This is a genomic window from Paenibacillus sp. J23TS9, from assembly GCF_018403225.1.
Classification (GTDB): domain Bacteria; phylum Bacillota; class Bacilli; order Paenibacillales; family Paenibacillaceae; genus Paenibacillus_AQ.
Window position 1 is genome coordinate 216,497 of sequence record NZ_BOSG01000002.1, and the last position, 24,715, is coordinate 241,211.

Here is a 24,715-nt window from a genome sequence, read left to right on the forward strand (position 1 = left end):
AATCTTGTGAAACGTTTCGTTTTTCTCAATTTTTCACTCTTTTTTTAAGTCTTGGCCCTCTATTTTGTTGTAAAATACATATTTTTGCCCTCCGGCTTACAAAAAAAGAAGACAGCAGCGATTGCTCATTGCGTCTTCTCCTATTTTCACCAATATTCATATGTCACTGATACCAAAATCTCTCTCCAGTCCGGCTCTTCCTTGCTCTGTAACGATAACCGCCCGTCCGGAAGCAGCCCTTTCAATCCATTTCATTTCAAAAAGGCGGGATACAATGGCATGCCCGAGCGTCCCTGCAAGATGATGCTGCCGCTCACTCCAGTCCAGGCAAATCCGGCTGAATGATCGGCGCTGTTTACGCAAAGCAGGCAGATCCAGACCAAACTCTGTGAAAAACCGCTCCCCAACCGGAGTCACGGTAAACTCCTCCTGCCCCTTTTCAATATACTTGTTATCCATCAAGGACTGGGTCAAGCGGACGCCCAGCTTCCCTGCCAAATGATCATAACAGGTCCGGGCTTCGCATAAAGCTCTCATCTGGATAGATTGCCTTAGTGACCTAATTTCAGCTGGTTTTGAAATCGTAAGGAGCGTTTCCAGAATTTGAGCAATTTCTTGTCCCGCCAATTTATAATAACGATAGCGTCCATGCTTCTCGGCCGTGACCAGCATGCCAGCGGTCATTTTCGCCAAATGAAAGCTTGCGGTCTGAGGCGTGATGCCTGCCTCTAAAGCCAATTCACTGGCGGTATGAAAACGTCCATCCATAAGACTCGTTAAAATCGCTGCCCGTGACGTCTCTCCGAGAAGAGAAACAAGCTCTGCCATCTTCGGATTTGCACCCATTGTCTTCACTCCTATTTTCGTATTCCATACTTCGATGATAATGGAAGTGTCTATGGTTTACAATGATATCGGAATATAAAAAGAGAGGTGGTTTTTTGGATGAAACGATCCCTTTACGGATATCTGATTCTCCTCAGTCTCATTTGGGGAGGATCCTTTTTCTTCATTAAAATACTGCTTCCCTACTACAGACCCGGATCCATCGCCTTTTTACGCTCCTCCTTCGGAATCCTGGCCATTCTGCTGTATATGTTGATTCGGCGTCAATCCATCCGCTTCAGACAAATCCCGTGGGTACCCATCGTGATTGTGGGACTGCTCCAAACCGCAGTCCCTTGGTGCCTGATCGGATTCAGCGAAACCCGGTTGACCAGCGGCACAGCATCGGTGTTAAATGCGACCACTCCTCTTTGGACGCTGATCCTGGGAGTGCTCTTTTTTGGACGCAAATCAAACCGGTTTCAATGGATGGGGCTTGGGCTCGGTTTCTTGGGACTGCTCGTGGTCTTAGATATCGACCCGTCGAAGATTTTCAGCGACGACCTGACCGGTTTTGCAGCTATGCTGATCGCAACCTTCTTTTACGGGCTGTCATCCCAATTATCAAAGAAATACCTGCAAAAGGTAACGCTCGTTGAAACCGTCCTTTGTACGCTTGCTGTCGGATGCTTCGGAAGCGGAGTCATGGCGTTCGGATTTGAACCCTTCTCCCTCAGCCCGCTGTTTCAGAATGGGACTGTCATTCTTGCATTTATTGGCCTTGGGTGTTTTGGCTCGGCGGTGGCTTATTTTCTTTTCTATCATCTCGTCCAGAAAGGCAGCGCTGAATTTTCAACCATGTCTACTTATCTGATTCCCGTCACGGCTATTATATGGGGCTTACTACTGCTGGATGAGCCGGTGCATTTCAGCCTCCTTGCTGGTCTGGCTTTGATCTTATGCGGCGTATTTTTAACGGGAGGACTTCCGCGGAAATCTCCTGAAATCAAAGCGAAGGGTGAGCTTCAAGGGTAAGAAATTCCCTCGTGCTCTTGCCATTTCATTACATCTATGATATTATTTAATATTGTAAGTTTCATTTAACCCCATATTCGTTCCTCGCAAGAAGAATAACTCTTCGTGACCACGAAGTTTTAAATTCCTATTTTGAATAACCCAAACGAAGTATGAGTTTATGTAAAGACGAAATTCTGATTCACACTGGCGCGGTCATCGGAGCCGCAAGGACAAAAGAGAGGTAGGGCTTTTGTTGTTTTAGAAATGTCATTATTCTGTTACACAACAAGAAAACCAGGAACCGGCTGCAGTCTGTTGTGAGACTGTCAGGGGTTAGATAGTTGGCGTCGTGCTGCGCCAGACCAAATCATAAACCCCCGGGTGAGCTGCTGCGGCAGCTTCCCGGGGGTTTTCCAATTCTATACCTTGTAACCTTTGATCGGCGATTTGATCGGTGCGCCTCTCTTCATATATTCAAGGAGCGCTACCGGATTGTTATCCATTCCCCCGGCGTTGACGCGATAGCCGATATATTGTCCCGGACTGTTGATTCCCTGCTTAACGGAAAAGGTGACCTGAATGCCAAGCTTTTGACAGATATCGATTACAGACTTGGAGTATCCACCGTAAGGAAAAGCCAGAATATTACGTGTATTACCGATCCTTTCCCGCAGAATCTGATCGGACAGCCCCAGATCACCGGTCACGCGCCGGTCATATTCCTCATTGCTTTCCACACGATGCAGCGTTTTGTTATCCTCCGGTCCCATCAGCATTGGCTCGGCGCGATCCTTCTTTTTGCCTGCAATCCGGATATAGCCGTATGCATGAGAGTCGTAGGTGTGGCTGTAGAAGTCAATTCCCATCCGATGCATCGCCTGTACCTGCTGCCAGTCAAGCTTGGGAATGCCCGGAAGCTTCTTGCTGCCTACCGTTGCAACAATCAGGAAGTTGGTAGCGGGCACATGATACTGCTCCAATATCGGATATACATGCTGGTAGAACGTCTCATAGCCATCGTCAAACGTCATCAGCACCGCATTATCCGGCACCGGCCGGCGCTTCGTAATAAAATCGGCATACTGATCCATCGTAATCCAGTGAAATCCGTTCGCCTTCATGGCATCCAGCTGCTGCTTGAAAACAACCGTATCCAGACTTTTGATGTTGGTGGGATGCGGCCGCACATCATGATACATCAGTACAATGACTTTATTTTTATAATAAATGGCATCGGGTGTCGGTCTGGTAGAAATAAAACCATGAACCCGGACGGCACTTGATCCTTCCTTATTGTGAACCGCATTGCTCGAACGGACCGGATGATAAACATAGGGACCTTCTCTCCAAATAAACAAGGCGGCGATCAGCAATAAAACACCAAAACTACTATACTGCAGTGCCTTTTTACGGCGCATGACATTCATAACTCCTTTATCCGAAAAATATTCCACGCTTGTCAGAGATTACGTTCCCCATACTACTAACATACTCTGAAATTAAGGAGTGATGCAAATGCCGAATTACCGGATCATTGTCGATCTTTCTGACCGCATGCTTTACCTGCTGGACGGCGATCAGGTCACCAAATCCTATCCTGTTGGTATCGGTAAAATGCTGACCAGTACACCGACAGGCGAATACAGAATCATCAATAAGCAGGAGAATCCCGGCGGGCCGTTTGGCGTTCTCTGGATGGGCCTTTCCAAGCCGCATTACGGCATACATGGAACCAACGATCCTGCCTCCATTGGACATGAGGTCTCTCATGGGTGTATCCGAATGCAAAATCAGGATGTATTGGATCTTTCGTCTTATGTACCGGTCGGAACGCGTGTCACAATCCGGCCGTAACCACCGCAAAAATCCCTGAGGGCTGGCTTCCCGCAGGGATTTCGTACTTTTGATCAGAAATCTGGCAATGTTCTGCAGCTGCTCACTTGGAGCTCCCGGGATTGTTCACCCGGATGCCGTTCTCATGCCGGTACTGAATTACAAGCTGCCGCCAATAGTCATAGCTTCCCTTATCATCAGAAATAAATGGTTTATAAAATTCATAAGCATCCTTCGCCCAAGCCGGACAGGGCATATTCAGCAAGGCATCCTGCTGCTTCATCCATTCAGCCTGTTTCGTGACCGTAGCTTGCAGTGCATCGAATGCCGCTTTTTCTTCCTTCGTCATGGGCTGCTCCCCCTCTACTTGGGCATCATATGGATACAAGTTGTACTGATCCATAATTTGAATCAGCTTATCCGCATACAGCGGGTCCGTCGCATAGCCGGCTTTCGCAACCATTTTCGCCGCCGTTCTGCCGTCCGTATTTAAAGCCCCGGCGTAACGCCGATCCCCTGCCACTCCACTTACGATGAGCCGCGAGTGATCCTGAATGGATTCTTCCCAGCTGTGGTATGCGCGAAAATAGGCATAAATTTTGACTAAAGCCCCTTTAACATACTCCGAGGTCAGCATCCGGACACTACCGGCCGGTCCCTCGCCTTTGATGCCAAATAAATTGCCCGCCTTGGTTGTAAGGGCGCTTTCTCCCCATGAAGACTCGAGTGCAGCCTGTGCGATCGTGAGTGAGGCCGGAACACCCGTCTTAAGCTGGTCTGCGGATGCAAGCGGTGCTATTTTCGCTATGAAGTCAGCCTTCTTCATCCCCTTCCACCCCCTTCCCCGTCTACTTCTATTCAATGCGAGCCTGCTAGGGGCGGCCTGTACGGGCACACCCTGCAGCAGAAGTGAACGAGCCTGATTTCTATGGCAGCATCCTGTAGTTGCGTATTGCCCTGCGACTTCTTACAATAGAAGCATATGGTTACGGAAGGCGGGTACATACTTGAATATGAATACCACGAAATGCATTATTATAGAGCAGGAAATCAAGCCGGGGATTCGCGCCATTCAGGCTGGACCGGAGGATAAAGAGGCCGTAAACGATCTGATGGTTCAGGCAGCGGCTTGGCTGCAAAGCAAAGGATCCAAGCAGTGGCATGAGCTTCTAGCTGGTGAAGACAGACACGGGGTAACCGATGCGATTGACCGCGGCGATGTGTTTATTTTCAAGCAGGATGATACCATGGCCGGCATGGTCATTCTCCAGCAGCATGCGAGCAGCTGGGATCGCTCGCTCTGGGGTGAAGAAGGTCATGAGCCTGCGGTCTATCTGCACAGGCTGGCCATTAACCGTGAATTCGGCGGTGAGCAGCTCGGAAGTGCCATACTGCAGTGGGCAGAACACGGAGTCCGCTTCCCGGACAAGGACAGAGTCAGACTCGACTGTATCGCATCTGTACCTGCGCTGAACCAGCTGTACAGTGGCGCCGGATTTACTTATAAGGGTCAAACGCCAAGCGGCTTTAATCTGTACGAGAAAATGCAGCCATGCGCACGATGACGCATCGTTAAATACAAAGAAGTCGATATACGAAAGGCGGACTCCGTTAACACGGAGTCCGCCTTTTTCATGTTCAATATGGAGTTGAATTCGCAAACAGCCTCATTAAATGCAAAGCTAAGCCGTTATGGGGTGTCAATGAAGGTATCATGAGAAAACTCTCATGCAATTCTCATTATATCCGGCAAACTCAAGCGAGCTCTGATCCCATGAAGAATGCAGTAAATAATGGGATTTTTTTATATGTTATTTTGGAACCAGGTGATCGATACCAAAACACATATTTTCGAAGGAGGAAGTTACAATGATGAAACCACCAAAATTGGGTAAACTGCTCCTAGGCACAGGTCTTAGCCTTTCCATATTATTTTCAGGAGGTACGATGCTGCTAATGCCTCAAGCTGCCCATGCAGCCGCAGCTGAAACCTCTACATCCCTTGCGGATCAAATCTCTGCTACAGGTAAACAATTTCTGGGAGTTCCCTATAAATTCGGTTCAAATTCAGGTGTAACGAGCACATTTGATTGTTCTTCGTTCACGCAATATGTATACAAACAAAATGGCATCTCGCTTCCACGGGATTCAAGACAGCAATCCACTGTAGGAACCTATGTGCCAAGAAATCAACTCAAACCCGGCGACCTTATCTTTTTCTACTCGCCTATACACCATGTGGCGATTTATATCGGGAATGGACAAATTTTGCACACCTATGGCAAACCCGGAGTAACCATTTCCGATCTTAGCTCATGGGAGTCCCGGATTAATACGATTCGCCGTGTATTGCCAGACGATGGACAAGCCGCCGATACCCGTGCAAATTCATCAACCGGTACAAGCGTCCAACCTTCGGCAGATGCACAGACCGATAAAACCACTCAACCTGCGACAAACTCAAAAAACGACCAGCAAGCATCATCAGATAACACTAAGCATAAATACGCAGACTCGTCCCGCCACTCTCACCAGCATAAATACGAACATCAAGATTAATGTTCAATGTTTACTATAAACCGGGAGGTACACCGAAAATATGCTTCCCTCCCCCGGTTTACTGGTTACAGATATCCTGCCATGAAGGTTCTTCACCAATTCTTTAGCTATGGATAAACCAAGGCCTGTTCCCCCTGTTTCCCGGGAACGGGCCTTATCCACGCGATAAAATCGATCAAAGATCTTGCCTTGATCCTCAAAGGGGATACCTATTCCCGAATCCGCTACAGTGATACAGATTTCATTATTTGCCTTAAAGACCCGGACTTCTATCGCCCCCCCGGCATTCGTGTAGCGTATGGCATTTTCAAAAAGAATCACAGCCACCTGCCTGAGCTGCTCTTCATCACCCAGAACATACATATGAGGGTTTAATATTTCCTTTAGTGATATTTTCAGATCTCTCCGCCACAGTTGCCGAATGGCATCTTGTACCGTATGGCTCACATTCACTTTATCCTTTTTCATTTGAATATTTCCGGTTCGCGCTAATGTCAGTAATTGCGTTATCAGCCGCTGCATACGCCGGCTTTCCTGATCTAGCGCTTCAATCGATTGTTCCAAAACTTCGGGATTCTGTTTGCCCCAACGTTTCATCATCTGCACATGACCCCGGAAAGCCGTCAAGGGTGTGCGTAATTCATGGGACGCGTTCGACACAAAGCTCTTCTCACGTTCAAACTGTGCTTGCAGCTGATCCAATAGGTCATTGATGGTCTGCGCTAAATCCTTTAATTCCTTAGGGATCGCCGGAACGGGAATACGCTTCTTCACATCCGTGATTTGACCCATTCGTCTCAAAGCATCCATGATAGCAAATAAAGGCCGCAGATTTCTTTTGGTCAGACGATAGATCAGGTAGGAACCGGCAAACAGACTGACAATACCTGTAATACTAATGACTTTTACAATCAGCCATAATAAGTACACGATATTGTTTAGCTGTACAAGAATATGGATGGTGACCTTTTGTCCGTTCATTGCATTCCCTAAAGCCACCTCTTGGATCGACAGCCCCTGGGTCTGATCCCATAGGAAGAGCTTTACCCAATTGAAGTCTGCCTGCTCTTGATCCTCTTGCAGGTTATTCGCCCCGCCACGGGAATGGGCTAAGACTCCGCCGTCAGCATCTGCCAATGCCACTTCATAATTTGCATGATCCGGATATAGTATTTCATCCAGCATATCCTGCCAATCCGTTTCCGTAACTCCCAAAGAATCGATGATCTTTTGTTCTACGGCATGCAGCTCCTGCTTGGTATCTTGAATGAGAAAGTAACTCACAGCACCCATGATGCATGTTCCGATGAACAGGATGATTGCCATTAGACTCAGCACATACCAAGAGGTAAAGCGAAACATCAATGAATGAGTTACTTTCTTCATGCGTTTAATCATTCGTTTGTCCTTTAACCCGATCTAAGAACATATCCAACACCTCGGACGGTATGAATTAATTTAGGATGATAATTCCGATCGACTTTATTCCGCAGATAACGAATATACACGTCTACAATATTCGTTTCCCCTGCAAAGTCATAACCCCATACAGCAGATAATAGCCTGTCTCGGCTGATAACCTCCCCTTGATGCTGCATCAAAAAATACAGCAAATCAAATTCGCGCTGCGTTAGATCGATTCGCACTTCCGCCCTTGTTACAATTCGCTTTTTGACATCCAAGATTAAATCCTCCATTTGGAGAACATCTGATTCCGAATGATTCCTCTCATGAGTATTGCGTCGTAAATTGGTTCGAACTCTGGCTAATAACTCTTCAATCTCAAATGGCTTGGTAATATAATCGTCAGCCCCGGTATCTAAACCGGCAATTTTATCTCCCAAGTAGTCGCGTGCTGTTAATAATATGATCGGAACATCGCTCGTTCTGCGTATCCTCCTGCATACCTCTAAACCGTCCAGCTTCGGAAGCATCCAATCTAATAGGATCAGGTTCCAATCTTTCTCTTGAAAATATTCCAGTGCCTGCTCTCCGTTTACAGCAACGGTCACCTCATATCCTTCATGTTGAAGCTCCAGTTGAATGAACTGCGAAACGTTATGTTCATCTTCCACTAGTAAAATATAAGACGGTGACATTCTTTCCACCTCATAAGGATTAATTATCCTTAGTGTGTCCTCATGTTCATGAAACATGCGATTTTTGCTAGAGGAAATCCGATCAGAAATCGCCCACGTGGCGGGCAAAAAAAAGATGACTCCTGATCATTTCAGAAGTCATCTATAAGCTTGTTTAGTCTGAAGCTTCAGAATTACAAAAGCCGATTTATAATGTGAAATATTAATGGGGTGAATCCGGTGATAGGCCGATTTTATCCATGATACGTTGGCTTTCTTGGTTGATTCCTTTTACAGCGACCCGTTTTCCCAGAGACTCGTATTTATCAACCACTTTGGAAAGGGCATTGGTTGCTGATTGGTCCCACAGATGGGAGTGGCTAAAATCAATCAATATCTGTTCCGGGTCATCCTGGTAATCAAACAGCTGGATAAAATGCGACATCGTGCCGAAGAAGAGCTGTCCTTCAATACGATATATTTTGATTCCTGCCTCGTTTATTTCCGTAAAGGCTTGAATCCGGGCCATTTTCCAGCCAAACCGCAGCGCGCTCAGGATGATGCCCGACACGACACCCAGAGCCAGATTCGAAGTGGCAACCACAATCGCTACGGTCACGATCATGACTACGGTATCTCCAAGCGGTACCTTTTTCAGTGTCCGCAGTGAATTCCAATCGAATGTTCCGACAGATACCATCACCATAACACCCACAAGTGCAGCCATTGGAATAACTTTCACTACGCTGCCCAGGACGATAATCAAGAACAGCAGGAACACGCCTGCCACAAATGTCGAGAGCCGCGAACGCCCTCCGGATTTCACATTGATCACCGTCTGGCCAATCATTGCACATCCAGCCATCCCGCCAAAAAAACCGGTAATGATATTGGCCATGCCCTGGCCTTTAATCTCGCGGTTCTTATCGCTACCCGTATCGGTCAACTCATCCACCAGATTTGCCGTCAGCAGCGATTCCGTCATTCCAACCACCGCCAAAGCCAGAGCATATGGCAGCACGGTCAGGATCATATGAAAGGACAAAGACACCGAAGGAATATGAAACGAGGGCAAAGTCTGAGTAATGTTTCCCATATTCCCTACCGTTCTGACATCCGCATGCGTTAAGACGGATACGATGGTCATGACAATGATAGCCACCAGCGCTGAAGGCACAGCCTTCGTCAACAGAGGAAACAGATAGATAATAAGCAGCGTTCCGGCAACCATCAGATACATCACCCAGGTGGCACCTATAAAGTTCGGCAGCTGTGCCATGAAGATAACAACCGCCAGCGCATTCACGAATCCAACGATCACGGGCTGGGGCACAAAGCTTATAAACCGTCCGAACTTCAGCGCTCCCATCACCCACTGTAAAATGCCCGTCAATACGGTAGTTGCAAATAAATACTCGATTCCATACTTCGCCACAATAGGCCCCATCAGGGAAGCCATTGCACCGGTCGCCGCAGAGATCATGCCTGGACGCCCGCCAAAGAATGAAATAGAAACAGCAATTAAAAATGATGCGTATAATCCGACCATCGGGTCCACCCCGGCCATAAGAGAAAATGCGATGGCCTCGGGAATAAGCGCGAAGGCAACGGTCAATCCCGATAATAGATCTCTTCTGACATTGCTAAAGAAGCCTTGTTTGATCCAGTTTAAAAACAAAGAAATAACCCTCCTATGATGTTTGACTTAAAGCGTCCGTTCGTCTTCCTCTAACGAGTTGCTGCTTATGGCTCCCCACTCTCAGGTTTGCCGGGTCCGATTTTTCACTTTTTATATTATAAGCATGAAAAGAGTTAATTCCAAAACGGCATGTAAGCGATTAAACATAGAATAATCTTCACTATTCTTTTATATTCTCTTTCTTTATCATCGTTTTGAACATGAAAGCAGCAACATGCATTAGCCGTTATGTGAGGAACAGGCATGACCAAACCCGTACATGACCAGAAATGAGCATATCCCCCGCTGTTTCTATCACGAAACATCCTTTACCATCTGAATATATTAATAGAAACGAAGATGATATCACATTTTCGTTTATCCGCCATCTCCAGGCTTCACTCAGCTTCTCCTTGCACGGCAAAAAGTCTGCGGCCCGCTCATCCGCAGGCTTTTTGCGACTTGTGTCCGTCGAGCGCCCGCATGTATCCGGTTGGCAGAATTCATTTCCCCTTTGATCTGTTGATCCGTCAACCTGCATTCATAAATGCGCATATGCCCCGCTGTTTCTGTCTCGAAACTTCATGCTTTCCTTGAATATATTATTCCTAGAAAGACAAGAAAGGAGTGATAGATTATGCCATTTACCACCGGAATGATTACCAGCACAAGAGCAACGGGTACCGCTGCGACCAATATTGTAGTCAGCGTCCGCAATGTGGATGCCATCGATGCTACCATTCTAGTGCAAGTGTTCGGCGTTCCCTATTCTACGCTGACCCTGACCCCGCACTATGTCACCTCATATGTTGTGCCCGCCAATTCTTCCGATATCCGTGAATTCTATATTGCGGGCAATGTCGCCTATGAAGTACAAATAAATAACCTCAGTCCTGCGGCTGAAGTTGTCTTCTCCACATATGGAATTGACGAATTTGGCAATATTGTAATGGAGCAGCGTGTACTTCAATCAGAGTTAACGTCTATTGCAGCTCTTTCACCTGTTTCTTAACATCCTCACGCTCTTCTCAAGCATCACTTATCCGCCTAGTGAAGCTTCGCTCGTTAATTCCCTTTTCTTAAATAGAAGGTCTGCGGCCGCTCATCCGCAGGCCTTTTCTGTTATTTTTGTCTGATCGCATGGTTAACCGCACAAGCAAAGCCTAACTCCGGCGATACAATGGTAATATATCTCGACGGAAGTGGTGAACGCCTTGACGGATGTGGGAGTTGTCATGCCTGTATACAAACAGAGGCCCGAGTTTCTGAAAGCAGCGCTTGAGTCCATATTAAACCAGACACTGCGTCAATTCCGGCTTATCATCGTTATTGACGGCGCTCCTGAAATGGAGCCCCTCATCCGGATGTTCGTAAACGATGATCCTCGCGTAGAAATCGTCTCCTATCTCATCAATCAGGGAGTTCCCCACGCGCTCAATACCGGGTTTGATGTGCTGTTCCAGGATCCCGCCCTCCTCTATTTAACCTGGGTATCCAGTGATAATATTTACAGGCCGGAGTTTCTGGCAGTGCTACGCAACTCGCTTGCCAAAGGACCCGAGACCTTGGGTCTTGCTTATAGTTCATTTCAGAACATAGATAATCACAATACGCCTCTGTATGATGAGGCAGCTCTAGCCGCGCTTCGCCAATATCAGGGACGTTCCAAAGAGAAGCTGCTCGATTCCTCCATCGTGGGCGTCTCTTTTATGTATAAAACGGTATACGCCAAAATGGTGCAGGGCGGCTACAGCCTAGCACCCGTGGAGGATTATGATTACTTTCTGAAGCTAACCGACCACTGCGATATTCGTTATATTCCAGTCGAACTCATGGATTACCGGGTTAATTCGACCTTCAGCGTCTCGGCGCAATTGAAATCAACCGAGGCTCATAGGAGGTGGCGATATGCCTTCCACCTGTCCAGACATCTAGCGAGATGCCGCAGAGGCATTCCGCCGGAGATAGCTCTTCTACTCCCGCTGCGGGAGGCTTCTCCTGCAGCCGTTGAGCGAATCGAAGATCTCTACGAGCAAACCTTCAGCAATTATGTTTGTTGTATCCTTGATCTATCCCCGGACCAGCAGGTCAACAACATGCTTTGCCAAATTGACCATCCGACGACCATCTTTGAATGGCATCCCTATCAATCTGCAGCTTCCGCTGCCAGAACCAGCATTCTTCAAAGGCGTACCCCCTATGCTATGCTGCTTGATTTGAAAAAATTTGGTTATGTGACCGATCTGGAGATTCTTCACCAGCAGTTGAAAAAGTCACCACCCTACGCACTTTCCAGCTGCTATAATCCCGATTATACTGAGGTCGGATACCGGACCGGACTTTTAGCCGCTCCTGCCCGCAGCAATGAACTATTTTACACGCAGGCTCTGTCTGAATTGCTTCACCAGCATGCCGCACCTTTCGGTGAGCTTCCATGAAAATACTGTTTACCTTTTTCAATCCCAGCGGCGGTATGGAGACCTTGAACCGAATTCGCAGTAACGCCTTAAAGGAGCATGGAATCGAATCCCATCTGCTGTACAATATTGATGGAGAAGGGCGCCAGAACATTAAAGATATCCGAACAATCGTTACCAGCGACTCCGATACCATCCGAAATCTCATTGAGCTGGAACAATATGATGCCGTTATCGTATGCTCGGATATTCACATGCTTGTACAGATCAGCAGCTTTGGTTACGGCGGACGTCTTATTTTTGAATTTCAGGGGCTTGGAACACCCGAGGAAGCTACGCAAATTTTGCAGAATTTCAAAGACGGGATTAACCGGCATGCCGATGCGCTGCTTTACCCCCGGACCGCACATCTGCGCCGCCTCATGCGTTCCTTTTTTCCGGATATTCAGCAGTATTGCTTTGATGACCCGCTTGACTGCAAAAATTTCGGATATACTGCCTACCCTCAAAAGTCCTATCCCATCGTTGGCTGGATCGGGCGCATACAGGCCAACAAAAATTGGCGGGAATTTCTTCAGATGGGTCAGCGGCTGATCAGGCTTCATCCCGGTCTGTCCCTGTGGCTTTTTGATGACGACACCTTGTCTGACAGCGCCGAATTAGCCGGTTACCATCAAATCCTTGAAGCGGATCCGCTGCTATCCTCCCGGCTCTTCCGTTATTCCAATATTCCGCATGAGCTGATGGCTGATTACCTCAGCATTATCGGGGATTCAGGAGGCCTTCTCGTATCCACCTCCATCCGCGAGGGTTTCGGATATGCAGTGGCCGAAGCCATGTTATGCCGCTGCCCGGTTCTTTCTACGGACTCCGGTGGTGTAAGAAGATTTATTTTTCATAATAAGACCGGAAAATTCTATACGCGCGGCAACCTGGATGAAGCCGTGAAGGAGGCTATCTCGCTGATGATCAATATCCCTTTGCGAAACCGGCTGGTCCAAAGCGCAGAAACGCATATCCACAAGCATTTCTCCGCGGATTTGTATGCAGAACATTTCATCGCCATGCTGTACCGGCTTGATGCGGTTCCTTCTACCTTTTCAGCTCATAAGGGTAAGGAGCAAAAACCTCCTGACGACAATGCAAACGAATATCGTTCATAACGAATAAACTGCCCCGGCAGAGATACCGGGGCAGTTTATTATGGTTACATGCTTCTTTTCAGTTTACTTTTTAAGCTTAGCGATCGACAGCTCATAGGATTGTCACGCTTACGAATTAGTAGAGAAAAGTTTTAGTGATTATAACCAACAGAATGAACAGGACCAGGATCGCTCCTGTGGAAGTAAAAAGATTGTTCCTACCAGCAAATTCGCTCATCATTTCCCCTCCTCTCAAACTCATACTCTAATCGTATGCAAGAGGAGAAACTTTAGTTTGGACAAATACCGCTCCAATGCGAAGGCCTGTAGGATCATGTCCGTGAAAAAAGGGATACTGCAGCATTATTCTACGGAGATTGCCCCGATCGAAGAGGACAGCGTGATCTGCGGACCCCCTCCATGGATATCGCTGCTGCCCTTGGATGCCCCGGATATGATGCCGAGTTCACTGTCCAATTTCAGCGTATACGCAAGGCTATCCGCAAGAGTCGCATGGATGCTGCCCACATCGGTTTTTACTTTGAGGCTGCTGTCCTTCTCTATTCCGCTGATACCGAGCTGAACACTGCCAGCTTCCGATTTGATACTGGACTTGCCTTTGATTTGAGCGCCATTGACCACGATGGCACCCACACTATTATCCACCTGATACTTGCCGCTCACATTGTTCATCGTAATTTGGCCTACGTCATTCTCAATCTCAAAATCCGTAATCGACGCGGGTACCTGCACCTCATAATCAATCATCAATTCAGAGTAACCGTACTTTGACTGCGCCCAGTCCCAAAGATTATCGTTTGGATTCCCCTTCGGATTCGTCACGATTTCCAGTTTTCCGTTTTTTGCTATCAAGTTGGTTTCAGCCTCATCTACGATGTTCTGGTACGATTTTTCATTCAAGAACCAGATCGTTGTCTTCACGGATGCCTTATTTCCTGTCCCCGGCACAACCGTGATGTTGCCTACCTTATGGTCTACTTGCAGCACCGTTTCGGATCCCATCTCCCGTTCAGCGGTCAACTCGATATGCTCACCGTTACTCTTCATCCGGTCACCGATGCCATTCACCGTTCCTACAACCGAGCTTCCCGCAGCAGTCGCAACCTCGTGCGCGTCCTGCCTGACCTTTTGCACGGCGTCATCGACCTCGTCACAGCCTGCAAGAAGCACCGCTGAAAGGATGGCCGCGGCTCCAATCCCCTTATACGAAATACGCATTTTTGTTTACCCTCCATCAATCACTGGTTATGTATGGTATTCATTATACCGATTAAAACCAGGAGTGCATCTAGCCGGAGACCAGTGTACCTACTAGACCTTGGTCTGGGTAATGAATGCGGATGACAACGGTATATGTCAACATATCTATACTAGGCTGATGGCTGCACAGAACGGATGTCATCGAACCTGATCCACTGCCAGTCATCCTCTTCACGCAGTTTAATTTCCTTCAAATATGTATTAATCACCGTCACGAACCCTCTTAGCTGGCTGGTTCCATGCGCCGTATCTACCGTTAAACTTATTTTCACATGCTTCTCAAGCGACCGGGAAAGCTCTCGCTCCACATACGACCAATCCTCTTTCTCCTGTATGGCAGCGGCCGTTCCCGATTCATTCCCTGTTAGATCTGGAGCCGTCTTAGGGGATAGATGCTGTCTGTTCATAATGATCATCTCCACTTATATGTTTAGAACAAGTGTTCTTATTATACTGCGGATCCCACCCTTTTTGCAATGTGAAAAAAGCCCTGTAAAAGAAATGCGCATTTCCTTTCAGAGCTTCCTGATCGAGTTAAAATCCGAGCTAAACAGATAATATCGACTCATTCAGAGCATTATTTCTCGCCCGATTGCTGCAACCTTCCCAAAAATATTTGTTCCGAAACGACCTCGATGCCCTCCCGCTCCAGTAAAGCCGTGGTGACTCCGTTTCCAGGTATTCTCCGGTTCTCGAACCGGCCGTCATAAATCATTGCGCTGCCGCAGGAAGGGCTGTATTCCTTCAACACGACCATCGTTGCGCCAAGCTCGCGAATCTTCTTCAGCGCCGCATGTGCTCCCCCGATATACATATCACTAACATCCCTGCCGGACTTCTCAATCACCCGGGCTCGTCCGTCAAGCACATCAGCGCCGGTTCCGCCCTGAATTTCAGCCGGCTCTCTGGGAGTCGTGAATCCGCCCATCAGCTCGGGACAGACTGTGACTGCCTTCTTCTCCTCCACCAAGCGCTGGATCACATCCTGCATGCAATGCGTCCCGTTATATCTGACTTTCATTCCCGCAAGGCAGGAACTAACAACGATCATATTCATCACCTCATAAGGCCATTATACAAGAAGGAGAGTCCTCTCGTCCCCGATGAAAAAGCACAGTCCACTTGTATCGTGAACCGTGCCTTTATGAGAGTTCTGCTTCCTCTGTTCCCAAACTTCTCTTGTCCCGGCCCTCAGCTTCGCTCCGGAATTGTTTTTTCACTGTTCTTGTCAAAGCCAGACTCGTATGCACTGATATAGGAGATGCTTGATGTTTTCACATGATGCTCACTGAGATCGACCCATTCCTCACTTTTCAACCTCACGATAACCCCTGCTATGTCGTCCGAAATAATGTTCAATGACGCCCCGCCGATAAAATGAATCGTAATGCTGCTATCACTCATCGCTTCCACCTCCATAAATTGGGCTTGTATTGATTTACATCAAGGAAGTATTCCCCATTCCTCTCTTCCTTATTTACACGGATTGGGAGGAAGACAATCTATCCCGAGAAGCGGCAAGCCCATTCTTCCAATTATAATTAATTAAGGAAATAATATATTTCATTTGGAACCATATGTATTAAATTGCGTAATTAAAATATGCATGATGATAGTTTCGGGATAAAACGACCATAACTAAAGAACTAGTTACCTTCAAACTTCATCAAAAAACAGTGTTTTCTCTATTATTACCCCAGAAATCCAGCCTTTCTTCAGACCAGATGAACGGAGCAAATTCCCCAGCCGATGGGTACCCGGTAAAGGATTGAATGATTTTGAAAAAGTCTATTGTATTGATGTTATCCCTATTCTTAGTATTAACCGCATGTGGTTCCAAGGAAAAAGAAGAAAAAGCAACCGAAGCAACAAGTACGGCTGCAACCCAGGAGGCAACGAAGGAAAACTCCAAAACATCGGATGCAGATAAAATGAAAACAGCAGAGACCCCTGATTTTTCCTTCTCATACCCGGCCTCATGGAATGCTTTCGATTTGAATCAGCTTAACCAGACAGCGATCAAAGCAGCATACGTCGACCCTGCCCCGAAGGTGGCCTTTGCGGACAATGTCAACTTAGCCGCGGATGGTTCAACCATTACTGCAAAAGAAACTGCTGATCAGGCTATTGCTCAATATCAAAGCGGGGCTGCAGGAGAAGCCATCAAGAATTACAAAAAAATAAGCTACACTGATACTGCCAATAACAGCGGAGTTTTGGTAGGCGAGTACACCCACGCTCAAGGACAAGCCGAGCTTCAAGTCATTTTGACCCAATATATTGTGCCTGCGGGCAACGGAACTTATACTTTTTCCATTTCCTATGCCAAAGAATCTTATGATAACGGCGGTAAGAATAGGGTTCAACAGATGATCGATTCTTTTAAGTTAAGCAGCACGGCTACTTCCGGCATACAATCCGCGCCTGCCTCTACTGACGTATCCACTGCAGCAGCGGGTTCAGAACAGGCGAATATAGCAGATATAATGGTACAACTCATTCCAACGGTCACCGATAATGGTGGAGAAATGACGGAAAAGACATATAACTACATCATTGGCCACAGTGATCTTTTCCCTGCTCTGACAGCAGAAAGTAAGAAAAAAGCTAAATCGCTGGTTGATGCAAGCATCACTTCTCGCCATCTGTTCAAAAACGTTATTCCTTATCTGGATAAAATGGTGCAAGTAAGCGGGACTGTCGTGGAAGTTCAAGAAGAAGAGACTGAGATCGGAACGATCGCCGTCATTCACGTGGCTGATGAGAATGATAACTCCATCGTTGGCTTGTATATGAACTCGACTGGCGACATACTGGACGGCGATGAGGTTACCATGCGCGGACTTCCAACCTCCCTGTTTTCGTTTGACAATGTCAGCGGCGGAACAACCAATGCCGTTCTTATGAGCGTATCTACAGTTCAGAAAACCCAATAACTAGGTTCAAGTGGGTTATATAAGAATAAATAGCTAAAAATCCATGAGGGAAATACCCCTTGTAGGTTTTTAGCTATTTTCTGTTATACATATCGCTATGTAATTTCTTTAATGTACCCGGTTCGGAATAAGCTTTTTCACAATCTCATTGGAAATTTCCTGCGTTTCATCTTGAATGGCTTCAATAGCTCTTTGCTTCTCTGCCTTGAGTTCAGCCAATGCCTCAGCCATGTATTGATTTGACTCTTCTCTTGCTACACGCCTTTTATGCCCAAGTAAAAAAAGCCGCTTCAACAAGGCGACCCCGTTTCCTTTCCATTACGAATTCAAGTCATAGAGTCCATGGATCAGGTGTTTGCCGAATATAATCACCTGTCCTGTTTGTGTTCGGTTTTCATGAATTCATTCTGCAAAGGATACATACAATGTTTTCCTTCATCTTTATCCGGTTTCATGTATCCTTTTTCCCTTGGACGATTACATGAAAAGGCTGTTTCCTGTACATAATGATTCCTGTATTAATAATTCAAAAGGAGCGAACACAATAAATGGGTATTCTAAGCGGCAATCCGAAAGACGAGCCAATGCATTACGGAGAAATTTACAGCGTATGGGTGGCATCATTGGCAGCAAAAGGGATGATCTCCTGTTATCAAGCTTACTTAAACCATGCCGGCGACAAAGATTTAAAGAAGATTATTGATGATTTGTTAGATCAAGCGAAGCTTGAAATGAAAGAATGCGATACTTTGCTTATGGATAACGGTATTACACCCGCTCCTGCTCTGCCGGAAAGACCTCCCGTCAAGCTAGAGGATATTCCAGCCGGTGCAAGGTTCACGGATCCGGAAATCGCCGCAAAAATCGCAGCTGACACTTCGCTTGGTCTTGTCGCATGCAGCCAGGTTATGGGGCAATCGATCAGGGAAGACATCGGTGCTCTATTTGCTAAATATCATGTTACGAAAACAGCATTAGGTCTCCGCATCCTACACATGAACAAAGAAAAAGGCTGGCTCATCCCGCCACCCCTCCAAGTAAAAAGACCTGAAGAAAAATAGCCAAGCTCCAAGTAGAATTCCCACTTTTGAGTGGGGATTTTTTTTTGACGGCTTAATAAAGATTAATCTGCCGCCTCTCGGGAACTTAGTAAGCCTTTATTGCATCAAAGGTGGCCCCATCCCCACAATTTTCATCATTGATCTTGAAGAAGCTTATTGATTATCGCCAAACCAGATATTTAAAATTCCTGTCCGTGTGTCTGCCCAAACGGTTACAAGACGGCCTGTTTGAGGGACAATCGCATTTCCAATATAGTCGCCAATGAGAGGAAGGCCCGTAACGCTAAACGAAGTGGTCGTAATGCGGGTGTTTGTAAACGTCATGCCTCCATCCCTGGATGTGGCTAGGTAGACATCGATATCGGGCGGATTTAGTCGATTAGTGTAATAGGATACAAACACCGCACCATCCGTCGGGGAAACGGTGATGGCCGGGAAAAAGCTCTGAGATCCCACCGGACTGCCGGTAATGGGCATCGGTGCACCCCAATCTACGCCAAAGTTTTTGGAAATTGCGATGTAAATATCGGAATAACCTTGCCGAAAATCCTGCCACACGGCATAAACGTTTCCTCGCGACGTTGGTGCGTTTGAGATGTCCGCTGACATGGAGGGATACGTCAGGCACCTGAATTGGTACCCAGGTAGTGGCGAAGGTGGAACAACGACCGGGGCGATCATGATTTCAGTGGCGAATGTTGCTCCACCGTCATGGGATGTACGAGTATTAAATTCGGTTCCGCCGGGAGGTTGGGTTATCCAACCCACGATAAGTATTCCATTTAATGTGATTGCAATTCCAGGAAATTCTTCAAATTCAGTAATTGAAGACAGCAGACTGGGGCTCATATAAGAGCTGCCACCGTCTATGGAGCGATTAAAGAATATCGTATTACCCGGTATAAATTGCGTATTGTAATCATGGGTATAACCCGTGTAGATGTTTCCAAAAAAAGGGCTGGATCCGGCCTTGTCAGCGATAACAACCACCTGATCGTCATTGACAAATTGTCCGAATCCTTGGTTTACAATAACTGGGGGTCCGAATGAAGAGGCGTTGTCGTTAGAGACATAGGAGACAATCGAACCGCTGAGACCATCCGAATCAAAAGCGTGCGCTGCCACTACAAACGAATTTGGAAAAAAATAATCAATATGAGGCGCCTCTATGCCAGCAAAACCGGCAGGTAACGGTAGTAACGTTGTGCTCCATGTTGCCCCTGCATCGATCGACTTGTATAAGCCAATATTCGGCGGTCCTGCACTGAGATCTACAGCTACCGCCACCATGACCGAGGGGTTCAGCCAATTTACCGCGATGGTTGGCTCAAACTGTGAACTCGTGCTTGGCGAGATTTGTATGTTTACCATGATTACTCCCTTCTTATTATTAAGGAAACCGCGGTTTCCTTAACTTATGGGTTGAGCTGGGCGATTTGAGTGAGTTCTTGCTGCAGCACTTTTTGATGATGAATGACGTTTCCGGATGAATCCGTTCCGAATACATTGATGACTGTATCTGTTGGAACCGTGCCGGTTACAAGGAATTGAACTTCGTAAGAAGTATTGCCTGCAATGTTGAAACCAAGAATTTGAGCCGTGTTCGCATTAATCGTCAGAGAATTGGAATAGACCAGTGACTTACTCACCAAGCTGTTCCATACATAGATGTGATAAACGACGTTGGATGAAAAACTTAAGTTATCATTGCTAATGTTAATAACAAGGTTCGTTGCAGGGCTGGTTCCTGTATTCGTAATGATGCCAGTTGTTAATGCCATGAAATCACGACCTCTCCATTCATTTTTATTACCATATGAGCTCCCTTTCTTTGTTGTGTGGACCATTTAAATGGTAGATTGAATAAAATCAAAAACACCCTCTTCGAATATATGCAGGTGAGAATGCAAATATAAAAAAAAAGCGCGGCCTCCGATTTACTCGGAAAACCGCGCTTTTTGTTTGGATGCTGGTGAAGGGAATTGAACCCCCGGCCTACGCATTACGAGTGCGTTGCTCTACCCCTGAGCTACACCAGCTTATGCAAACCGTCTCATCTAAATGGATCAAACGAAACAAAAACTATTATACAACTTTCACTTCAAAACGCAATACAACTAGGATAAATGGAACTTATTACAGTTTATTGCAGCTTCGCTCGCACGGACTGCAGCTTTTGCGAACTGGATGAAGCTTTGTCGCGTCTGTCGTCCATTTTCACAGAAGTGGACACCCGCTGTGCTCCTGACAGGAAGGGTGCTTCATGCAGTGCCGCAATCGCCTTCCAGACATCTTCCAGCTGTCCCTCAATGATCGTGCTCATGGAAGTCAGCTCATAGCTGATTCCCGGCTGGTTTGCCAGTACCTTCTGCATATCAGCCACATATGCGCTCAAGCTGGTGGTTGCTGTTCCGATTGGAATGACCGTTACCTCTGCAATCGCCATGTTTTTTGCCTCCCTATCCCCATATTTAGATGGTCCGAATGCTGTCCATTGATTCTTTCCTTATTGTATCCAACTCCGGAAAAGATAGCAAAGAACCCAGATTCCCCAAAATTTTTTTTTAATCGCGCCACATCTGCTTTTTTGCCCCAAAGTGGTCATTTTCGGACATTTTTCGAGCACAACCTTTCATCCTCTTAGTAGCAAATTGACCACTTCTCTGCTATAATTCATCTTGCTTGTCTTTTTGATTTTTGTGTTTACAAACACAACATATTGGGTTAAATTAGTATAACAATAACCAAATATAGTGAAAACAGGTGAATCGCGCTCTACCAAGCCCACGATTCCTAATAGGGAAGCACGGTGTAATTCCGTCACGGTCCCGCCACTGTAACCGGATAGCCGAAACGGTTTGTTCTTCGGCAAAAATCGGCAGATGCCACTATGAGCCAGGATGCTTACGGGAAGGTGCCGACGGAAGTTCCGGGAGTCAGGAGACCTGCCTGTTTCGTTCGCACAAACACCTACGAGGAATAGGAAACGTGTTGCCATGAAAATATCTACATATGGTGTGTAGATATATTCTTCTGCGCCCATTTTTGGTGCCTATAAGAATAACATGCAGCATTTTCGGCCTCGCAAGGATCAGGTCGCCGGGAATGCTTTTTGTATGGCCCAGCTTCCTTCCTCAAAGTAAGACTTTTGCTCTTCGATGTATTATTTTTCTTATTATACCAATATTATCTATTTTGAAAGGGGAACTGTACATGCCTCAGCTCGTGACCAAACCGAACAATCGTCAGCTGGCTTTCGATGAAATCCGCCTTTCCGTTTACGCGGACCGCGTTCTGGAAGGATTGGAGATGCTGGATAAGGAGCGCCTGATTCGCGGTGTAACCAGCAAACTGCGCCGGGAGGAAGTTACCGGTGATGAAATCAGCAATGCGTTTACAATGTCGGCGCTTGAGCTTGTAACGAAAGAGGAGCCGAACTGGAAGTTCGCCGCAGCCCGCTCCCTTTTGACTTCTTTATATAAAAAAGCAGCGTACAACCGCCGCTATAAAGCCTATCCAACAGAGCCTTACGGTGCCCTGTATCCTCTCATTACCGATCTTGTGCACAAAGGCATCTATCGTGAAGAGCTTCTGGAATGCTACACCAAAGAACAGATTGAAGAGCTTGGAAAAAGCATCGATCATAGCCGTGATTTGCTGTTTGACTACATAGGTCTTCTCACCCTGTCCGACCGCTATCTCGCCCGTGATTTTGAAGGCCGTGTCATGGAGCTGCCGCAGGAGCGTTATATGGTTATCGCCATGTACCTGATGCACACCGAGCCAGCCGAGAAACGTATGGAGCTTGTAAAAGAAGCCTACTGGGCTATGAGCAATATTTATATGACTGCAGCAACACCAACCATGTCCAATGCCGGCAAAAAGGTCGCTGGACAGCTTTCCAGCTGCTTTATCGATACGGTGGACGACTCGCTTGAAGGTATTTTCGATTCCAACACAGACGTGGCGCGTCTTAGCAAAATGGGCGGCGGCATCGGCGTGTACCTTGGTAAAGTTCGTGCACGCGGATCAGACATCCGTGGCCATAAAAATACCAGCTCCGGCGTTATTCCTTGGATCCGCCAGCTGAATAATACAGCAGTCAGCGTTGACCAGCTCGGCACGCGTAAAGGTGCGGTTGCCGTTTATCTGGATGTTTTCCATAAAGATATCCTGGCCTTCCTGGATCTTAAGCTCAACAACGGTGACGAGCGCATGAGAGCACATGACGTATTCCACGGCATCTGTATTCCTGACTTGTTCATGCAAGCTGTTGAGGAACGCACCGAGTGGAATCTGTTCTGCCCGCATGAAGTTAAGAAAGTGATGGGCTGGAAAGATGAGAAAGGTAATCCGCTTGGCCTGGAGGATTTCTACGATGAGACGGTCGGACAAGGCGCATTCCGCGAAAAATATGCTGAGGCCGTTGACCATCCGCTTCTCTCCCGTATCACAGTGCCTGCGATCGACATCATGAAACGCGTCATGAAGTCTCAGCTCGAAACCGGTACGCCGTACATGTTCTACCGTGACACGGTTAACCGCTCCAACCCGAACAGAGCACATGGTATGGTGTATTCCTCCAACCTGTGTACGGAAATCATGCAGAACCAATCGGCAACCGTGGTGGAAAAGGAAGAGCTCGTGACGAAGGACGGACAGACCCGCATCGTCATCTCCAAAATCCCTGGCGATTTCGTGGTGTGCAACCTGAACTCCATCCATCTGGCCCGCGCTGTTCCGGCAGACGTTCTTGAGCGTCTCATTCCGATCCAAGTGCGCATGCTGGACAATGTCATCGATATTAACAACATTGAAGTGCTGCAAGCACAGTACACCAACAGCCAATACCGCGCTGTAGGTCTGGGCACGTTCGGCCTGCATCATCTGCTGGCACTTGAAGGCATCCGTTGGGAATCCGATGCAGCCGTTGAATATAACGATAATTTGTACGAGAAAATCAACTACCTGCTCATCCGTTCCAGTATGGAGCTGGCTAAAGAAAAAGGCCGCTATGCGAAGTTCGCAGGCTCTGATTGGGAAAGTGGCGCTTACTTCACAAGCCGCGGTTATGTTGACGGCGAGCATGTGGGCAAATTCATCACTACCGAACAGTGGAAAGAGCTTCAATCGGAAGTTCAAGAAAATGGAGTCCGTAATGCATGGCTGTTCGCCATCGCGCCAAACGGCTCAACCTCCATCATTGCCGGCTCTACCGCAAGTATCGATCCATTGTATGACCTGCTTTCGTACGAAGAGAAAACAACATACAAAATTGCCAATCCGGCTCCGGATCTGTCCGAGAAAACGATCTGGTATTATAAAACGGCCTTCACAATCGACCAGAACTGGTCCATTAAAATGGCCGCGGCCCGCCAGCGTCACGTTGACCAAGGCCAAAGCTTCAACCTGTACGTCCGTCCGGATATCCGAGCGACCGACTTCCTTGAGCTGCATATTCATGCCTGGAAAGCCGGCATCAAATCGACGTATTATGTACGCAGCCGCGCGCTGACGATTGAAGAGTGCGAGTCGTGTGCTTCGTAAAGTTTATGAAAAAACCTTTTTCCCAACCCTCCCAAACCCTCCCTTCTTAAGCTTATGCTTCCGAAGTAGCTTCCCTTTGGGAAGCTTTTAGGAGGGCCCCGAGGACTCCGCCCTCTGGACACCCGGAATTTTGGCGGATATTTGAATCTGGGGCGCCTGAGATATAAAGTGTGCTAGGAGCGCTTTCGTCCCTGCTCGTTGCTTTGCAACATTGCTTGGGACACGCTGTAATTTTACGTTTCAAAACCTTTTAACTACGCCAGGGCTTCCCTGTTTTGCTTCGCAAAATGCGGTCGCCCTCGGCTTGTTTTTTTAAAAACAAAACATTAATGCCATAAAGC

The 24,715-nt window shown here is 47.1% G+C and carries 24 protein-coding genes, 1 tRNA gene, 1 pseudogene and 1 riboswitch; of the genes and pseudogenes, 10 read left to right on the top strand and 16 right to left on the bottom strand.

The genetic code is table 11. From position 1 onward, the window contains the following. Positions 1 to 156: 156 nt before the first annotated feature. On the bottom strand, positions 157 to 846 hold the full coding sequence (locus tag KJS65_RS16580) for an ArsR/SmtB family transcription factor (protein ID WP_213651007.1): 690 nt from the start codon (positions 844 to 846) through the stop codon (positions 157 to 159). A gap of 99 nt (positions 847 to 945) precedes the next feature. On the opposite strand from KJS65_RS16580, the gene KJS65_RS16585 reads away from it, so the two are divergent. Next, a complete protein-coding gene (locus KJS65_RS16585; protein WP_213651008.1) occupies positions 946 to 1,860 on the top strand; it encodes a DMT family transporter in 915 nt (304 codons plus the stop codon). A 401-nt stretch (positions 1,861 to 2,261) separates the two neighbouring features. Here KJS65_RS16585 and KJS65_RS16590 read toward each other — a convergent pair whose 3' ends face one another. Next, positions 2,262 to 3,260 (bottom strand): polysaccharide deacetylase family protein, encoded by a 999-nt coding sequence (locus KJS65_RS16590; RefSeq protein WP_244864600.1) that lies wholly within the window; start codon positions 3,258 to 3,260, stop codon positions 2,262 to 2,264. Positions 3,261 to 3,357: 97 nt separating this feature from the next. On the opposite strand from KJS65_RS16590, the gene KJS65_RS16595 reads away from it, so the two are divergent. Continuing rightward, on the top strand, positions 3,358 to 3,696 hold the full coding sequence (locus KJS65_RS16595; protein WP_213651009.1) for a L,D-transpeptidase: 339 nt from the start codon (positions 3,358 to 3,360) through the stop codon (positions 3,694 to 3,696). Between the two features lie 82 nt (positions 3,697 to 3,778). Here KJS65_RS16595 and KJS65_RS16600 read toward each other — a convergent pair whose 3' ends face one another. Continuing rightward, on the bottom strand, positions 3,779 to 4,501 hold the full coding sequence (locus tag KJS65_RS16600) for a glycoside hydrolase family 73 protein (RefSeq protein ID WP_213651010.1): 723 nt from the start codon (positions 4,499 to 4,501) through the stop codon (positions 3,779 to 3,781). A gap of 187 nt (positions 4,502 to 4,688) precedes the next feature. Between KJS65_RS16600 and KJS65_RS16605 the strand changes: the two genes are divergently transcribed. Both KJS65_RS16605 and KJS65_RS29870 read left to right on the top strand, forming a co-directional pair. Further along, entirely contained in the window at positions 4,689 to 5,240 is a 552-nt protein-coding gene (locus KJS65_RS16605) for a GNAT family N-acetyltransferase (protein WP_213651365.1), read from the top strand. A 307-nt stretch (positions 5,241 to 5,547) separates the two neighbouring features. Beyond that, positions 5,548 to 6,027: pseudogene (locus KJS65_RS29870) on the top strand (C40 family peptidase); the annotation flags it as partial. A gap of 210 nt (positions 6,028 to 6,237) precedes the next feature. Here KJS65_RS29870 and KJS65_RS16615 read toward each other — a convergent pair. From KJS65_RS16615 to KJS65_RS16625, 3 genes are all read right to left on the bottom strand, one after another. After that, positions 6,238 to 7,632: a sensor histidine kinase gene (locus KJS65_RS16615; protein ID WP_213651012.1), complete on the bottom strand. Its 1,395-nt coding sequence runs from the start codon at positions 7,630 to 7,632 to the stop codon at positions 6,238 to 6,240. A gap of 11 nt (positions 7,633 to 7,643) precedes the next feature. Beyond that, positions 7,644 to 8,333: a response regulator transcription factor gene (locus KJS65_RS16620; RefSeq protein ID WP_213651013.1), complete on the bottom strand. Its 690-nt coding sequence runs from the start codon at positions 8,331 to 8,333 to the stop codon at positions 7,644 to 7,646. A gap of 202 nt (positions 8,334 to 8,535) precedes the next feature. Continuing rightward, complete coding sequence (locus KJS65_RS16625) at positions 8,536 to 9,990, bottom strand: SulP family inorganic anion transporter (protein WP_213651014.1); 1,455 nt, start codon at positions 9,988 to 9,990, stop codon at positions 8,536 to 8,538. 637 nt (positions 9,991 to 10,627) lie between these two features. Between KJS65_RS16625 and KJS65_RS16630 the strand changes: the two genes are divergently transcribed. The 3 genes from KJS65_RS16630 (at position 10,628) to KJS65_RS16640 (ending at position 13,570) form a co-directional block, all read left to right on the top strand. Beyond that, positions 10,628 to 11,002 carry a hypothetical protein gene (locus KJS65_RS16630; RefSeq protein ID WP_213651015.1) on the top strand — a complete coding sequence of 125 codons (375 nt, stop codon included), beginning with the start codon at positions 10,628 to 10,630 and terminating at the stop codon, positions 11,000 to 11,002. A gap of 211 nt (positions 11,003 to 11,213) precedes the next feature. Then, entirely contained in the window at positions 11,214 to 12,428 is a 1,215-nt protein-coding gene (locus KJS65_RS16635) for a glycosyltransferase family 2 protein (protein ID WP_244864631.1), read from the top strand. After that, the gene (locus KJS65_RS16640; RefSeq protein WP_213651017.1) at positions 12,425 to 13,570 is read left to right on the top strand and encodes a glycosyltransferase family 4 protein; all 1,146 of its coding nucleotides are present in this window, start codon (positions 12,425 to 12,427) and stop codon (positions 13,568 to 13,570) included. The genes KJS65_RS16635 and KJS65_RS16640 overlap by 4 nt, the downstream gene beginning before the upstream one ends. A 115-nt stretch (positions 13,571 to 13,685) precedes the next feature. Here KJS65_RS16640 and KJS65_RS29875 read toward each other — a convergent pair whose 3' ends face one another. The 5 genes from KJS65_RS29875 to KJS65_RS16660 all read right to left on the bottom strand — a co-directional run bounded on the left by KJS65_RS29875 (position 13,686) and on the right by KJS65_RS16660 (position 16,234). After that, positions 13,686 to 13,787, bottom strand: coding sequence for a YjcZ family sporulation protein (locus KJS65_RS29875; RefSeq protein ID WP_374706193.1), 102 nt, complete (start codon positions 13,785 to 13,787; stop codon positions 13,686 to 13,688). A gap of 125 nt (positions 13,788 to 13,912) precedes the next feature. Further along, on the bottom strand, positions 13,913 to 14,788 hold the full coding sequence (locus KJS65_RS16645) for a DUF4097 family beta strand repeat-containing protein (RefSeq protein WP_213651018.1): 876 nt from the start codon (positions 14,786 to 14,788) through the stop codon (positions 13,913 to 13,915). 152 nt (positions 14,789 to 14,940) lie between these two features. Further along, the gene (locus KJS65_RS16650) at positions 14,941 to 15,237 is read right to left on the bottom strand and encodes a YolD-like family protein (RefSeq protein ID WP_213651019.1); all 297 of its coding nucleotides are present in this window, start codon (positions 15,235 to 15,237) and stop codon (positions 14,941 to 14,943) included. Positions 15,238 to 15,407: 170 nt separating this feature from the next. Then, positions 15,408 to 15,881 carry a 2-thiouracil desulfurase family protein gene (locus KJS65_RS16655; protein ID WP_213651020.1) on the bottom strand — a complete coding sequence of 158 codons (474 nt, stop codon included), beginning with the start codon at positions 15,879 to 15,881 and terminating at the stop codon, positions 15,408 to 15,410. A gap of 140 nt (positions 15,882 to 16,021) precedes the next feature. After that, positions 16,022 to 16,234 carry a hypothetical protein gene (locus KJS65_RS16660; protein WP_213651021.1) on the bottom strand — a complete coding sequence of 71 codons (213 nt, stop codon included), beginning with the start codon at positions 16,232 to 16,234 and terminating at the stop codon, positions 16,022 to 16,024. A 374-nt stretch (positions 16,235 to 16,608) separates the two neighbouring features. Here KJS65_RS16660 and KJS65_RS16665 point away from each other — a divergent pair, with 374 nt between their 5' ends. After that, positions 16,609 to 17,766, top strand: coding sequence for a DcrB/PsbP domain-containing protein (locus tag KJS65_RS16665; protein ID WP_213651022.1), 1,158 nt, complete (start codon positions 16,609 to 16,611; stop codon positions 17,764 to 17,766). A 108-nt stretch (positions 17,767 to 17,874) separates the two neighbouring features. On the opposite strand, the gene KJS65_RS30095 is transcribed toward KJS65_RS16665, so the two are convergent. Then, a complete protein-coding gene (locus tag KJS65_RS30095; RefSeq protein ID WP_280531332.1) occupies positions 17,875 to 17,997 on the bottom strand; it encodes a hypothetical protein in 123 nt (40 codons plus the stop codon). Between the two features lie 317 nt (positions 17,998 to 18,314). On the opposite strand from KJS65_RS30095, the gene KJS65_RS16670 reads away from it, so the two are divergent. Further along, positions 18,315 to 18,827 carry a DUF3231 family protein gene (locus tag KJS65_RS16670; RefSeq protein ID WP_213651023.1) on the top strand — a complete coding sequence of 171 codons (513 nt, stop codon included), beginning with the start codon at positions 18,315 to 18,317 and terminating at the stop codon, positions 18,825 to 18,827. Between the two features lie 153 nt (positions 18,828 to 18,980). Here KJS65_RS16670 and KJS65_RS16675 read toward each other — a convergent pair whose 3' ends face one another. From KJS65_RS16675 to KJS65_RS16690, 4 genes are all read right to left on the bottom strand, one after another. Beyond that, positions 18,981 to 20,198: a sialidase family protein gene (locus tag KJS65_RS16675; protein ID WP_213651024.1), complete on the bottom strand. Its 1,218-nt coding sequence runs from the start codon at positions 20,196 to 20,198 to the stop codon at positions 18,981 to 18,983. 44 nt (positions 20,199 to 20,242) lie between these two features. Continuing rightward, complete coding sequence (locus tag KJS65_RS16680) at positions 20,243 to 20,608, bottom strand: hypothetical protein (RefSeq protein WP_213651025.1); 366 nt, start codon at positions 20,606 to 20,608, stop codon at positions 20,243 to 20,245. Positions 20,609 to 20,794: 186 nt separating this feature from the next. Then, positions 20,795 to 20,866 (bottom strand) — tRNA-Thr (locus KJS65_RS16685). Positions 20,867 to 20,970: 104 nt separating this feature from the next. Further along, the gene (locus tag KJS65_RS16690) at positions 20,971 to 21,273 is read right to left on the bottom strand and encodes an MTH1187 family thiamine-binding protein (RefSeq protein WP_213651026.1); all 303 of its coding nucleotides are present in this window, start codon (positions 21,271 to 21,273) and stop codon (positions 20,971 to 20,973) included. A gap of 298 nt (positions 21,274 to 21,571) precedes the next feature. After that, a riboswitch (cobalamin riboswitch) is annotated at positions 21,572 to 21,794 on the top strand. Positions 21,795 to 22,040: 246 nt separating this feature from the next. Between KJS65_RS16690 and KJS65_RS16695 the strand changes: the two genes are divergently transcribed. Continuing rightward, positions 22,041 to 24,374: a ribonucleoside-diphosphate reductase subunit alpha gene (locus KJS65_RS16695; RefSeq protein ID WP_136608002.1), complete on the top strand. Its 2,334-nt coding sequence runs from the start codon at positions 22,041 to 22,043 to the stop codon at positions 24,372 to 24,374. Positions 24,375 to 24,715 lie beyond the last annotated feature (341 nt).